This is a genomic window from Terriglobus roseus (assembly GCF_900102185.1).
Lineage (GTDB): Bacteria > Acidobacteriota > Terriglobia > Terriglobales > Acidobacteriaceae > Terriglobus > Terriglobus roseus_A.
On sequence record NZ_LT629690.1, the window covers coordinates 1,196,214 to 1,210,900 of the forward strand.

Genomic DNA, 14,687 nt, shown 5'->3' on the forward strand with positions numbered 1-14,687 from the left:
CTCAGGGTGGAGATATCGTACACCTTTGCATTCAGGCTCAGAACGAAAAGCGTGCTCCCAGCTCGAGACGACGACCGTCTTCCGCAGTGAGTGGTTGACTGAAGTTTGGAGAGGAGACGACCGTTCCCACAGCCGTCACCCGAGTGCGGTTCAGAACGTTTCCGGCCCGCAAGTTGAGTGTCAGTAGCCGTGGATTCTCCCTTTTTGCGGACTGCAATCGGAAAGCCTTGCTGAGGTTTGCGCTGAAGTGCGTGATGGAGGGCATTCGTCCTAGGTTGTAGGGCACATTCCCGTTCACGGTGTTGGTGGTCATCAGCCCCCACCGAGTGCTGTAAATGCCTGTACCAGGAGCGGTTGCGAAGGAGGGACGATCGTTAAACGTTCCGTCCCCATTGCCATCCGTTCCAGTGGTGATGTTGAAAGGGATTCCCGGGAGCCAATCAAAGTACGATGAAAGAATGATGCCACGAGGAAGCGTAAGAACCTCATTGATCGAGAGGCCGTCACGCGCCATCCAATCGGGACGTGCGGAATCGCCACTCGTGCTGTAGGTGGATTGCGGAGTTTCCGGGTTCTGCTGAAAGCTCACGTACCAATAGGTGATCTTGGAGTTCAACCACTTCAGGTCATGCTGGTCCAACGAAGACGCGAACCACCATCCCCGATAGTGACCGTTGTTCTGATACTGGAAAATATTCACGCTTGGTGTGATGGGACGCGGCGCGGATAGCGCGGAGATTGGATCTGCTGGCACTCCGACGCTGCTTTCAACCTGGGGCGCGTTGATATTGATTTTGCGGGTGAGCTGCCATTCGGATACCGAATTGAAATCGGAGCTCCACCGCCAATGATGGGCGAACTCATGTTCGATACCCGCTCGCGTTCGGAAGCCCGGAGTGCTGCGCAACTGTGGAGACGCGCTATAGACAGTGCTGATGGCGACCGAGCCCGCAACAGCAGTCAGCGGGGAGGCATAGTCTGGGGAGTAAATCAGTCTTTGCTGCTGCCGCCCTGTGCCCAAACGGTCAATATCGGTGAGCAAAGCGAGGCTTGTAGATGAGCTAAAGAGTCCGGCGCGAAGATGAATAACCCAGCTTTGCTTCTTGTCTGGAGAAAAGGAAAGACCAAGCCGGGCCTGCATATTTCCATAAGTGGCGGGATTGGTCTGCAGCTGATATCGCAACCCACCATCCAGCATCAACCGCGGATTGAGCTTGATTGCGTCCTGAATAAAGAGACCGATATTCCATTGCGCAAACGAGACGAGCGGATTGCCCGTTGTGATGAGATAGGTGGTTGGATTGCCGCCGGGGAGCGACAGAAGAGCGCGTTGGTATTGCTGCGCTGCAGTAATAGTCGTAGTCGCTCCGGTCGGATTGTTGTTCGCATCAAGCACGGGCCCACTGCCGCCGCCGAAGGTATAGGCTCCGTTGAACGCATTTGGGGTGTAGTTATGCTCAAAGACCCCGAGGGATTGCAAGCCCATCTTGATGGAGTGCGCTCCGCGTGCCAGAAGCAGGTCATCGTCTATTTCGAGATCGCGCTCGCGAGTATTGAGCCCCTGAGTCACCGCACCACCACCAGTGAAATCTCCTGACACTTGGAGCGATGGCGCGGTTGAGTTGGGCGTGTACGCCATTCGCTTCCATGTGTAGCCAATTCGGGTTTCGTGCAATAGATTCCCACTGACGGTCTGGGTGTTGTGAAACCGAAGATCATACTCGTTCACGAGGCTGGAGTATCCAGCTTCAGCAAGCGTGAGACCTCCAACACCCTGATTGCCGCGACTGTTCACATTTGCAGAGTAGGACAAGGACACCGTGTCCTTAGGCGTGGCCTGCCAGTCGCCACGTACAGAACCGATCCAAAGACGCTGCGGTGTGGGAACCGTTTGATTGAGAGGAACCGGGTTGAAACTGCCGTCGAACGTGATGGCGTTGACGATGGCAAACTCGTCAATGTCACGTTTCTCCAATGCGGCGGAGAAGTCCGTTTTGCCTCGACCGATGGGGCCTGTCAGTTCAAAACCATAGCGGTGCTTGCCTGCGGGAGTCGAAGAGACGGAGAGAGGATCTTTCGCGTTGAAGATTGGATTGCTATTGGTATAGAAGAACGCCCCGTGAAACGCGTCTGCCCCGGGCTTTGTGGTGATCTCAACCCGCCCACCGTGGATTTGTGGGGACTCATACTCCGCTGCGAAGACGTCGGGATTAATGCGTATGGAAGCGATGGCGCTCTTCGGTGGCAGAGCGCTTCCATTCTGAAACCCATCAACAGCGATGAGAGTTGACGTTGCCGGATTGCCTCCACCGTTCGCTGCCATCGATTGCAATTGCGCCACGAGGTCGTCGGGATCGTCTGGCAACTGCTCAATTTCCTTGGCGCCAAGAACTAAAGTTCCCGCGCCGTTCGTATCGTCCAGCGTCGGGGCATCAGCATCAACTTGCACGGAACTTTGGACGTCGCCGACTGATAGCCGTATTGACAGATGCGCCGTACTGCCCAAGGAGCCGTCAACGCGCGCGGATGCCGTTCCAAAGCCCGTTGCAACTGCCTCGACTGTCGAACCGACAGGAACACACGTCAACACGAACTGCCCTGTCGGACCCGAGGTCACCGATGCGGCGTTTGCCCTGACATTGGCACCTGGTATCAGCGCACCCGATAGGTCGGTAACCACACCTTCCACGCGAACCCCATCTCTACATGGTTCTTGTGCCTGGGAAAAGTGCGGGGTAGTGAAAAGAAGGATTACCCAATATCGCGGCATAGTCTCATGCTCCCGATATGGAGAATCCGCTAAGAACGATATCCAATCCAGCACTTTGCAACGAACGAACAGATAGGCAGGACAGATGGACCTATACGCCTGCGAGTATCGAGACTCTTCTTCGTCTCGTTGTGCAACGCGCCAGGAAAACCCTCTTCGGTTTCTACCGGACTCTTATTCCGCTCATCATGCCAGTATCCGCCCGCTGGCCCGCGCGGCCGAAACCGTTCTGCCTTCTAGACCTTCCCTGAGTTGAAAGTCGGAGGAACACATTACTAATTGTCGTATTTCGTGACGATCGGTTCGCATCCCGAGGTCGCAGGTACCAGTCGATGGCGTCTCCGTCTTTCAACCCCTTAGGTTCGGAATGTACTTCAGGATGGGAGTTTCGAAAGACCCGCAACATCTCTGCTGAATATTCCTGTACGACTTCGGGATGTTTGTCCGCGACATCATCGGGATCCGAGACCGGATCAAACAGCTCGACCTAGCGTCCAGGAATTGAATTGGAAGTGAGATAGCCATCCATCCGCACTCGTTTCCCGCTACACCGAATAAGTTTCCAACAGTCTGTTTTAACGCACGCCTCTTCGTTCTCCAGATACTCGTGGTTTTGAGTGAGTTGGTTCGGTGACGTTGTCTATGATCAATCTCTCCACGGGAAGGTTTGTCACGCGTAGCTGGAAATCGAGTTGCTCACGGACGGCATCAGGAAGAGTGCCGCAACTAAGGGGCGGAGAAGTGTGATGTCTGAAGTTCATGTCAAAATGGCCGGATACGATGCAGTATTCGAACAGGCGGTTGATGGAAGTTGGAGAGGAACGGTACCAGACCTCCCGGCGATCCTGACAAGCGGTCCCACTCTCGGCGAGGTCAAGGCCAACATGCAGGAAACAATCGGACTTTGGCTGGAGAATGCGAAGCGATCCTAATGCGTACGCTTCAAGTACCTCTAGGAAATGAATCGTCAATCGGATGTCGACAAAGAGCAGGGCTCTAAGAGAATCGCTACGGCATTCTGTACTGGAGTGCGCCGCTTGTAACGGGGTGATTCGGGTTCGTGATCTCCGCAATTCGTAACTGATCCACTCGTAGACAGCAACTCCGAGAAGTTCGCCTGACCGTTTTCGCCGACGCTGAGAAGTTTTTGAAGGCCCACTCGACCCGATAAGTTCAAGCCGCTCTTCCCTGGTCGTCGTACGTGGCTACGATGTCCATGGAGTGACTTGCAACAAACTTCTGGCTTGTGACGATTTGATTTTGCGAGCGATCGCAGAGAGGCAATTTTCTCCCGGTCTCTAGCGCTCTACGTCTTCGACTCCAGTGCGACGAGAGTAGCTCGATCATGCGTGTCAGTGATTCCAGTTGCGGAGGAACCGCCGCGGCAAACGTCACGGCGGTTTCCTACCAGTATTCTCAGAACTGAAGGCGCATTGCCACTTGTCCGGTTCTGTTCCCCGCGTTCTCTGCGGTCTGCGCAGCCGACAGAACGCCAAAGGTTGACGGGTTATCAATCTGTGTTGCCGGAGGAGCGAAGTTCGTGTGATTCAGCACATTGGTAAAGCTCGATTCGAATCGCAGATGGACACTTTCGTGTATCGCGAACTCCTTTGCGGTAGCAAGACTGATCGCGATGGTGCCTGGACCTTGCAGCATGCCTACCGCTGCATTTCCAAAGCGTCCTGCTCCCACTGGTGTTGCGGAGAAGGCGGACAGATTGAAGTACTGCTGCCGTGATTGGCCACGATAGAGGTCACGTGAGATCACATCCGGACGGAGTGTCGCCGCACGGTTCGTGATATTGGTGTTGGACTGGTCGTTGGTCTGTGGTTGTCCAGCACCGGTGTTTGGGCAACTTCCATCGCTGCTTGCAGTTGATTGACAGCCACCAGGGCTGATGCTGGGTGTGAGCCATTGGCCGGTCTCTAACAACGTCACTGTATTGAGGTCCCAACCTCCGAACACCCGGCTCATCCAGCCAGAGCTGAGATGTGCTTTGCCAGACCCAAATGGCAGCTGGTATACGCCAGTGATCAGTGCGCGATGCCGCCTGGTGCCGGAGACGTTTCCATAGTTGTTGCCAACATGGAAGCGATCGGTGATCGGGATGCCGTAGTTGACTTCACCGGCAAATGCTGTCGGCGTGTCACCTTGATTGTCCGCAAGATTCTTTGCCATCGTGTAGCTGGCGTCCAATGTTAAGCCCTTGCTGCTTGTATGACGCTCTTCCAACTCAAGCGCATCATAGTTGGCTCGACCGGCATTGAAGGTACTGAAGAGCTCAAACCAGTTCTGGTACGGTGCACGTGGATCGACATAGGGACTTGCCGTCGTGGTGGCATAAGGAGTCTTGCTTGCCGCGATCTGATTCAGGTCTTCTGTGATACTGAGCCGATAGGTATGCATGCCTACGTAGCTCGCGCGAAGCGTATCGGCTTTGCTTACCTGATGTTCTATCGTAAGGTTCCACTGATTCGACTGCGGATCGCGATACTTGGGATCGACACCCTGATCGAGACTGCCTCCGCCGTATTGTGTTGTGACTGTGGAGGGAGAAGTCTGCGGGAACTGAATGGCCGGATGCGTTCCCGATGCGTCCGTCACGAGTAAGTTGGTGTAGGTGTGAAGGTTTGACGTGGGGTTACCGCTGTTGTTGAAGGACAACGGGCCAAGGTTCGTCATGGTAAAAATTCCGAAGCCGCCGCGAATGACCGTTTTTATATCGTTGAACGGGCGATATGCAAAGGCGATGCGCGGTTGCACGTTGCCCCAATACGTGTTGCGCAGACCGCGAGGAACGCCAGCCTGACTTGCCGTCTTGTAGTTTGTGCAGGGAAGCGCGCCATAGCCAAGGTTACAGGCGTTGAACGATTGCTGAAAGGCAAGGTTTGAGTTCTGAAGATTCTGTTGCTTCAATGTGTCAGCAAGAGCATCAGGAACGATGATGCTGTTGGTACGCTGGTCGAAATTAGCCGCGTCGCCATCAAGGAGATAGAAGGGTGGCAAGACAGTCCAGCGTATGCCAGCGCTGATAGTCAGTTCCGATGTGACTTGAAACTCATCCTGCAAGAATGCGCCCGTCTGCCATGCGCGGCCGGCAACGTCGGGGCTTGATACCGCGAAGAAAAGATTGGTTGGTGCACCGATCAGGAAGTCGCCGAAGGTATTGCCGGTAAACGTGGACTGGAAGGTGAACTGACCAAAGTCGTCGGAGGGCAGGAACAATTCCACATCCTGATAACGCACGCGGCGAATGTCGACGCCCGCCTTGAAAGTATGTTTGCCCAATGCAAGCGTAACGTTATCCGAGAACTGAACCGTGTTCGATTTCGTTATGCCTGTTTTATCGCGACCGATCTGCGTAAAGCCTGTGCCGTTGCTGAAGTTGAAGGTCGGAAACGCGTTGGTATTGGGATGTTGACTGGTGTCGACGCCCTGCAGGTCAAGCTGATGCAATGCATCAATACCCTTGATACCGAAGTTCACGTTGGTGAGGACATTTGTGAAGCCGAAGCGAAACTCATTTAGCAGATGCGGCGTGATCGTGTAGGTGTGAGAGACGAGAAGGCTTCGGTTGTGAATGCTATCCACATCGTTTGGCAACAGCGGATTCGCAACATTCGGTGTAATGTTTTTGCGGCTGAAACGTGCGTAGAAAGACTGCTTGCTGTTTATGGTCTGATCGATCCTGAGATCGGCGCCATCCGTGCTGGCGGGTGTTGATTGGAAATGCTCGTAGTTATAGTTGGTCTGCCCTGAGACATTGGGCAACGGATAGTACGCGAGCAATGCCTTTGCTGTTGGGCTGATCCTGCTTGTTGCAATCTGCGGGCCTCCAAGATCCGAAAGGTCGCCATTGCGTTCTGTCTGCGTGGGTACAAGGAATTGTTGTGCAACGGATAGTCTGCGGCGATTGCCCTCGTAGGTGGCAAAGAAGAATGTCTTGTTGTGGCCGTCATAGAGATGCGGCACAATGATGGGGGCCCCGATGGAGCCACCAAAAGTGTTGAAACGCTTCGGCGCTTTGCCACTGAAGCCGTAAGGCGACGCATCAAGTGCATCATTCTGTAAATACTCAAACAGGCTTCCGTGGTAACTGTTGCCACCGCTCTTCGTGACGAAGGTTACGTCACCCACCTGAGAGAATTCCGCATTGTTGTTGAAGGCCGTGATCTTCATGGCCGCGATGCCTTCCTGCGAGGGATAGGCATCCTGCAGAGCACCGTTCGAACGCACGTTCGCGGTTGAGATGCCGTCCACGGAGAAGTTCACCATGGAAGAGCTAGCTCCCCCAATGGCAATGTTGCCGGAGCTATCTGTCTGTACGTTGGGCGAAAGACCAAGTGCGCCGATTGGACTGGTGGTGCTAGCCCGGTTGTTCAGCGGAAGCTGCGTCAACTCCAAGTTGCTTTTCTCATCACCAATTGCTGCGTTTTCCGTATTGATGACGGCACTGCTCGCTTCTACGTTGACCACTTCGCCGTTTGAGGATACGGCGAGCATCACCGGGATGCGAAGCTCCTGCCGTGCCGCAAGGGTGACGGAGGACATGATCGAATCAGCAAATCCATCACTGTGTACAGTCACACGGTATTCGCCGGGCTTGAGATTTTCGAGGTTGAATTCGCCAGCGCCGTTACTCGTCACAATGTGGTCGGTGTTTTCTGCCATGGAGTGCACCGTTACCGTAGCTGAGGGGACGACTGAACCAGTTGCATCCTGCACGGTGCCCCGTACGGTTCCGAAGGTTGATTGGGCATTGGCGACAGTGGCCATGGCAAGAGAGAGTACGACAGCCTGTAATCCGTCCTTACGGAGCGAGCACTTGGTCGATGAGCCGTGGCTCGCACGCTTTACGTGGATGAGCCAGCGAAGATACGCGACTGAGGTCGTCGAAACCGTACCTGTGCGGTGCGTATCGCCCTCCTTCTGAATTGAGTTCTGCATGAAAAGCCTCCTTCGGGTTAAGACCCCGATAAGGCGATTTCAAGACAGAAGAGATCAGGAAGGCATAAGGATCGTCGTAGGAATCGTAAAGAATGTGAACTATTTTCGGAGCAGCAGGATTAGGCATTTCGGGATGCAAGACAGGCACTCGCCGCATGCCTCGTCTTCGAGTGAGGGTTGGATCGCTTCAAGGCTCGATGTGTAGCGGGAAGGGCTTCTTTACGGACTTTTTATGCGCTCCATCGCTATTCTTGCGTTGTCATGGTCTCGATCAGAGAGCTGCCCTTTAGATCGATTGTTTGGGCTCTAGGCGGCAGTCTGATCGTGTTGGTAACGGGCTTTCTCTCTCTCGCCCGCGCCTTTGAGCCTTCGGTCACTATCCCGTTGTACTTGCTACTGACGGTTATCATCGCGTGGCGAGCAGGTTTTGGGGCTGCGGTTGTTGTTGCAACGTGTGCCACCCTGGGTCTGGATTTCTTCTTTACCGAGCCTCGATTTTCCTTTGTGGTCGCGTCAAGACAGGACGTATTCTCTCTCCTGATCTTTGCGGCTGTATCCCTTCTCATAAGCCATCTGTCGCGGCGTATTCGAGCGAATGCTGATCGGCTTGGGCATTCAGAAGCAGAACAGCGTGCCCTCTACGAGTTATCTCGCAGTGCACTTCTTCTCGATTGGAAAACGTGTGTTGATGAACAACTGTGTTTTCTGATTCAGGAGCGCATGAGACTCAAGGGGGTTGCACTTTGGGATGAACGTGAAGCTACGTTCACTTCCTCTGGAGATACTGGCCACGCTTCGGATCGTTTACTAGCAGCCTTCCGAGCAGAGAGGAGCTATGATCTCCCGAACCATCTTGAAAGTGTTCGTATCCTGCGATTTGGAGTTCGCTCGGTCGGTGCGATGCTCTTTCGTGGGGATATCGATCAGCTTACTGCCGATTCCATTGCCACATTAGTCGCCACGCACCTTGAACGCATTCGCGCATTGAAAGCGGAGGTGGCAGCGGAATCGCAGTCCGTATCGGAGCGCTTGCGTACCGCTGTGCTTGATGGCCTGGCTCATGCGGTCAAGACTCCGTTAACCACGATCATTGCATCCAGTTCTGGTCTTCGTGAGATTGGCAGCTTGTCCACTCTTCAAAACGAACTTGCCCGAGCGATCGAAGAACAGGCCTCGTATCTAGCCGATTTGACGGATCGTCTCCTGCGAACTGCGAAGCTCGATAACGCGACCGTCTTGCTCAAACTCCAACCGACACATCTTGAGGGTTTGATTCATGCTGCCATCGGAGAATTGAGGACGGCATATGATACGTCCCGTATTCATATTGTCGGCGAGACCGATTTTGATGTGTCCGTCGACCCAGAGCTGTTTCGGATGATCCTCGTCCACGTGTTGGAAAATGCTCTGAAGTATAGCGTTGGTGCGACTTCGGTCACGATGCGTGTCGGGGTAACAGGCAATGCCTTGATCTTCTCCGTTCACAATGAAGGCTCATACGTTCCGCTAACGGAACGAGAGCTTGTATTCCAGAGGTACTACCGGACCGAGTCGATGCAGCATCGTGCGCCCGGAACAGGTATTGGGCTGTCTGTGGCGAAACAGGCCGTCGAAGCCCACGGCGGTCGCATTTGGTTGGAGAGCGATCAAGATGCGGGCACAACATTCCTTATCACGATTTCCATCTAGGAGATCATTGTGCATCAAGGATCAGTATTGATCGTGGAAGACGATTCTGCTCTTCGACATACCCTCTCCAGCACGCTGAGTGCTCTGGGATTTGAAGTACGCGACGTGTCGAGTGGCGAAGCAGGGATCGAAGAATTGAGACATCATCAAGCGGAAGTTGTGCTGCTGGATCTCAATATGCCTGGCATGGGAGGTATGCAGGCGGCAGCCAAAATGCGTGGAACTTATCCCGGACTCGGAATCATTGTCCTGACCGTCAGGGACCGTGAGGAAGACAAAATTCAAGCTCTTGATGCCGGAGCGGATGATTTTGTGACCAAGCCCTTTCGCATTCCTGAACTGGCCGCTCGGATTCGGGCCGCGGTACGTCGCTCTCGAACCTCCACAGATGAACCTGTGACCCACTTGAAGTCAGGCGACATTCACCTTGATCTCACTGCGCATCGTGTCACGAAAGCCAACGAGGAAGTGCACCTGACGCCAAAGGAGTTTCAGCTTCTTTCCGTACTTATGCAGCATGCCGGAAGCCCTTTGTCTCACCATAAGCTTCTATCCACCGTATGGGGACCGGAGTATGGAAATGAGCGGGAGTACCTTCGTACATTTATCAGTCAACTTCGTCGAAAGCTTGAGAAGGATCCATCCAACCCGGAATATCTACTCACTGAAAACTACGTTGGGTATCGATTCAGCGTTTAAGACTGAGAAACCGACACTCTTCGCTCATCTGTTTGTCGCACCAAGCCCATGTGATCTATAGGGCTTGGTGCCGCTTGTTCGTGCGATAGTTCATAGTCAGGTGAGAAGGCCGCGAACGACACAACCACTCAGGAAAAGTCCCGTCGCGAGCAGGAGTACCCCGCTCACGCAACGAGTCGAGGTGCTCAGTTGTCCTTGATTGATCACTTTGAGTGCTCGCTCTTCGCCAAGAAAAGCTGCTAATGCCTTAGCCATGGTTTGAGTTCTCATCATCTGACAGCCGAGGGCCAACAACAGACATGCGAATGCCTCGATACCGAAATAGGCGAATAGGTTTAAGAGAAACATTGTCGGCCCGAAGCACCTTTCAACTCATGGCGAGGATGGGAAGACGATGACGGAGAGGGCAGGGGAAGGAGGTGTTACCACGCTCCTTTCTTTCCTCCGTACCACCAGACCAAGCCCAGAGTCGCCGTGTCCTGATGATTCACGTGGGCTCCCGCGGTGCCGCGCGGAAAGAACGCCTGATTGCTCCAATCTCTCCGATACTCCAGCATGGCTTGAAATCCGTCACCAAAGTGATGGGTGTAAGTTGTCGTCACTTCCTTGAGCGCCTGGGTTGTTCCGCTAAACAGACCGCCGCGGTCCGAGAGATATTCGGTGCGTGCCGCCAGCGAGGAAGACGGTGTCAACTGATAGCTTGCATATACCGCGCCGCCATCTGTATGCGACGGTGCCGAGGATTTTCCCGGTGCAGCATTTGCCCATTGACGTTGGATCACGTAATCCGCTTCTCCACCCAACAGGAACTTGGGCGTCACTTGCCAACTGGCATAGGTGTCGAAGATGTGCGTCTTACCGTTCTGCGGGTCGGCAATCGGAGTAAAGCAAAGCCCCGGTTGCAAAGGGGCAGTGCCACAGTTGCTGGAGGTCGCCACGTCAGGATGCTCCTGGCCCAGGTAATAGTTCACAGTCCAATTGATCGCCTTAGTCGGTGTCAGGTTGAGTCCGAACATTTCGTCCTTGAAGGAATTGAAAGGCTCTGTCTGCTGCGTGCCGTTGGTTAGCCAGTAGTTGAACGCGACTTTGTCGTTGAGTTGATAATTCGCACGCAAGCCCATGTGATAGAAGGGCAAGAAATAAAAGTAGAACGATCTGGTGTAGTTCAGCTGGTCCTTCGTATAGTTCGCCTCGTAGCCCAGCGAGCTGGCCCACTTTCCGAAGTCGACAGTCAACCCTTTTCCGAGCGGCGCAACGTAACGGCCGTAGGCTTGAAAGACGTTGCGATAGATATCAGGACGATTCTCATTCGCGGGATTGCCTTGTAATGTAGCAGTCGCTTGTCCAAACTGAAGATCCACGCGTCCTCCGAAGCGCCGACCTTCTTCGGGTGCCGTCGGCAGCTCAAAGATCACACCTGCTTGATTCAGACTGAACGCGTTGCTGAGAACGTCATACGCGCGCAATGAATTCACGCGGCCTGCCGGATGGTTAGTGTTGTATTCGTAATATCCATCCAAAATCACGTTGACCGTCGCTCCCAATGGCAAGGACAAAGAGCTTTTGGGTACCGTATCGATCGCCGGTTTGGGTTGTTCCAGTGTTGCGCTGGTTGTCGTCTCTTGGGTAATGGGCGACGTGCGTGTATGTGCTTTGTGCAGCTCGAGAAGCTGTTTCTTTAGCTGGTCCAGCTCATTTTGCAAATCTTCGACTTTCTTTTCGAGATCGACCGCATTGGCGGCCTTCGGCGGGTCGTCTGCCGAATTGCTTTGCGCTGACGCAGCCAAAGAAGTGAACAGAATTGCCAGCGTGACGACGGCGGTTCGCCCTGGGTAGGAGTAGCTTGTACGCTCTGGAATGTGGTCGTTTTCCGTCGTGGCTTCGTTCTGGTGATATTGCGAAGTCCTGAATCGTTCGCCATCAACATGGAAGTGGTGCAACACCCAAATTAGGAAGGAAAGTACAACCGGGCCCAACACGAATGCTAGAACCTGGGCCAGGGGAACAGTTTGCATCAAAGGCCTCCAACTACAGCCTCATTACAGGTCCGAACGCCATATCAGAGACGTTAAAAGTTCATATGGAAGTCATATGAATGCTGACTGCGCCGATTGCATACAATTATCCTGAGCGCGGTTTCACTATGCAGATTTTGTCCTACCTCTCTCGTAAGAACATCGCTCTTCGTTCCTTCCTGTCTGTGTTGTTTATCTCCGGCCTAATTGGGGCGCTAGCTCCTCTTCACCGGGCGCTGAGCGTGACTACCATCGGGTTCACTCTGTTGCTCGGTGTCTTGTTCATCTCAATCCATATGGGGAGCAAGCCGGCGTTGGCTGCGAGCGTCGTCGCTATGCTCGGATATAACTTCTTTTTCCTGCCACCTCTCTTAACGCTGACGATTGAAGACCCGCAGAACTGGGTGGCGCTTGCCGCCTTTTCGATCACCGCAGTCGTAACCGGCCAACTCTCAGCGCATGCACGACAGCGTGCCCTGGAGGCAGAGGAAGCTCGACTAGAGTCCGAACGCCTTTACCGGGAACTCCGTTGTGCCTTTGAGATCGCAAGCCAAACTGAAGCGATCAAACGCAGCGAGCAAATGAAGTCGGCGCTACTGGATGCTGTTACCCACGACCTGCGGACACCGCTGACATCGATCCGCGCAGCCGCAACAACCTTGCGTAAGGCATACGTCTCTGGTCAGCACATCGAGAGCGAATTAGAAGAAGAGTTGATCGGTATGGTCGATGAGGAAAGCCTGCATCTTGACCAACTGATTAGCAACTTCGTTGAGTTGGCGCGCGTGGAGTCGGGCCACATGCTGCTCAAGACAAGTTGGAGCTCTCTTCAGGATGTAACGGGTGTTGCTGTCAAACGGGCGGAGAGAATGAGCGGTGAGCACGCGATCGTGGTTGAGATTCCCGATACGTTGCCGTTGCTGAATATTGATGAGCGCGCGCTTTCTGAAGTGGTGTATACGCTCATCGACAACGCTAAGAAATACTCGCCTCCCAGGTCGAAAGTAACTGTCACTGCAAGAATGTCTGAATCGGGCATTGAGGTGTCTGTTCATGATGAAGGAATCGGCATAGCGGCCGAGGATGCAACACGGGTCTTTCAGAAGTTCTATCGAGGCGATGAGACGCGTGTCAGCGCACCCCATGGACTAGGCGTAGGCCTCTCGATCGCTAAGGCGATTGTCGAAGCCCACGGCGGTGTCATCTGGGTGGATCAGCCAGGCGGAGCGACGGGCACGACGATCAAGTTTCATATCCCGGTGCGCGAGGAGAGTCTATGCCTACCCAATTAATGACCGCGCGGCGACGCGTGCTGGTGGTCGACGACGAATCTTCCATCACACGAACTCTCCGCGCCAGCTTTCTGGCGAATGGCTACGACGTGCGAACTGCTCACGATGGGGTTTCCGCACTCAACGTCTTGGAAGACTGGGATCCTGAAGTCGTTGTGACAGATCTGACCATGCCAGAAATGGATGGCGTTGAACTCTGTAAACGAATTCGGAGTTATTCGTCCATTCCGATCATCCTGCTATCGGTACAAGACGCTACAAGTGCGAAGATTCGCGGTCTCGATGCGGGTGCGGACGATTACGTGACCAAGCCCTTTAGCATCGATGAGCTACTGGCGCGTGTCCGAGGTTCTCTTCGACGCCTGGACGCCTTAAGGACGTCAGATTCAACGTCAACCGAAACCAAGATGCTGCGCACCGGTGATTTCAGTGTCAACACTCTCACCCGTCATGTGACGGTGAGCGAAATTGAAGTGAAGCTCACGCCGCGAGAATATGACCTGTTGTTATTTTTTCTGCGAAACGTGGATCGCGTCCTGACGCATTCTTCGATTATTCAATCGGTCTGGGGACCGTACAGCACGCATCAGCAAGAGTACCTTCGTGTTCTTGTGGCCACTCTCAGAAAGAAGATTGAACGTGATCCGAACCATCCACGGTATCTGCTTACCGACCCGTGGGTCGGCTATCGCCTGAATCCTAATCCCGAGGAGTGATTCAGCCCTGCGTGATTTTGCGGCGGCAGTATTGTTTGGTTCTGCACGATGCAAATATTGGCCCTGTGTCTCGGAGCTCTCCATTAACGACCAACATCCGGTGGGGCGTGTGGCAGCCACGCAAGAGGATAGGAGCATAAGCGAATCCGCCTTAGGATTAGTATTCGCACGGAGATCCATTTAGTGTGAAAGGGCCAAGAGCTTTAGTTCTTTGCTTGACAGCAATGCGAACCTTATCTACTCTTCAGCCATGCAACCGTTCGCACTTCGTTGTTGTAGCTCCCGATAGGTACACACCTGCGGTTGAGCTTATTCACGCCCGAATATAGCAAAACTCCAAATACTTCTATAACTAACTGACTGTCGATCGCGCGGCGTCTCCTTGCGCTGTGCTCGCTCTTGCCCTTCACAGTTCTTGATGAAGTTTGCTGAATTCTCTAGATACAGGCTAGGGAATTCGTTTTGCGGACCTATGGGGAAAGCTCGAAGCACGTGCGCCCTTGATGCCGGGATACCACCGACGTTCAGAAGGAAAGCCACAATGCACTTGTAGGAAGAG

8 protein-coding genes are annotated in these 14,687 nt (G+C 53.8%); 5 read left to right on the forward strand and 3 right to left on the reverse strand.

All coding sequences use genetic code 11. The annotated features are described in order from the left end of the window. Positions 1-37: 37 nt before the first annotated feature. Complete coding sequence (locus BLT38_RS05090) at positions 38-2,770, reverse strand: TonB-dependent receptor (protein WP_083344215.1); 2,733 nt, start codon at positions 2,768-2,770, stop codon at positions 38-40. Between the two features lie 746 nt (positions 2,771-3,516). Between BLT38_RS05090 and BLT38_RS05095 the strand changes: the two genes are divergently transcribed. After that, the gene (locus tag BLT38_RS05095; protein WP_083344216.1) at positions 3,517-3,702 is read left to right on the forward strand and encodes a type II toxin-antitoxin system HicB family antitoxin; all 186 of its coding nucleotides are present in this window, start codon (positions 3,517-3,519) and stop codon (positions 3,700-3,702) included. A 484-nt stretch (positions 3,703-4,186) separates the two neighbouring features. On the opposite strand, the gene BLT38_RS05100 is transcribed toward BLT38_RS05095, so the two are convergent. Beyond that, a complete protein-coding gene (locus BLT38_RS05100) occupies positions 4,187-7,717 on the reverse strand; it encodes a carboxypeptidase-like regulatory domain-containing protein (protein WP_083344217.1) in 3,531 nt (1,176 codons plus the stop codon). Between the two features lie 177 nt (positions 7,718-7,894). On the opposite strand from BLT38_RS05100, the gene BLT38_RS05105 reads away from it, so the two are divergent. Next, entirely contained in the window at positions 7,895-9,406 is a 1,512-nt protein-coding gene (locus BLT38_RS05105) for a sensor histidine kinase (RefSeq protein WP_231966758.1), read from the forward strand. A 33-nt stretch (positions 9,407-9,439) separates the two neighbouring features. Next, entirely contained in the window at positions 9,440-10,105 is a 666-nt protein-coding gene (locus BLT38_RS05110) for a response regulator transcription factor (RefSeq protein WP_231966759.1), read from the forward strand. Positions 10,106-10,527: 422 nt separating this feature from the next. Here BLT38_RS05110 and BLT38_RS05120 read toward each other — a convergent pair whose 3' ends face one another. Next, positions 10,528-12,120, reverse strand: a complete 1,593-nt coding sequence (locus BLT38_RS05120; protein ID WP_083344221.1) for an outer membrane beta-barrel protein — start codon at positions 12,118-12,120, stop codon at positions 10,528-10,530. A gap of 80 nt (positions 12,121-12,200) precedes the next feature. Between BLT38_RS05120 and BLT38_RS05125 the strand changes: the two genes are divergently transcribed. After that, positions 12,201-13,412 carry a sensor histidine kinase gene (locus BLT38_RS05125; protein WP_083344222.1) on the forward strand — a complete coding sequence of 404 codons (1,212 nt, stop codon included), beginning with the start codon at positions 12,201-12,203 and terminating at the stop codon, positions 13,410-13,412. Further along, positions 13,397-14,128 (forward strand): response regulator transcription factor, encoded by a 732-nt coding sequence (locus BLT38_RS05130; RefSeq protein ID WP_083344223.1) that lies wholly within the window; start codon positions 13,397-13,399, stop codon positions 14,126-14,128. Before BLT38_RS05125 ends, BLT38_RS05130 begins: the two co-directional genes overlap by 16 nt. The last annotated feature ends 559 nt before the right edge of the window (positions 14,129-14,687 follow it).

Coding starts and splice junctions, on each gene's coding strand:
- BLT38_RS05090 (WP_083344215.1), bottom strand. CDS start 2,770: ATGCCGCGATATTGGGTAATCCTTCTTTTCACTACCCCGCACTTTTCC.
- BLT38_RS05095 (WP_083344216.1), top strand. CDS start 3,517: ATGTCTGAAGTTCATGTCAAAATGGCCGGATACGATGCAGTATTCGAA.
- BLT38_RS05100 (WP_083344217.1), bottom strand. CDS start 7,717: ATGCAGAACTCAATTCAGAAGGAGGGCGATACGCACCGCACAGGTACG.
- BLT38_RS05120 (WP_083344221.1), bottom strand. CDS start 12,120: ATGCAAACTGTTCCCCTGGCCCAGGTTCTAGCATTCGTGTTGGGCCCG.
- BLT38_RS05125 (WP_083344222.1), top strand. CDS start 12,201: ATGCTGACTGCGCCGATTGCATACAATTATCCTGAGCGCGGTTTCACT.
- BLT38_RS05130 (WP_083344223.1), top strand. CDS start 13,397: ATGCCTACCCAATTAATGACCGCGCGGCGACGCGTGCTGGTGGTCGAC.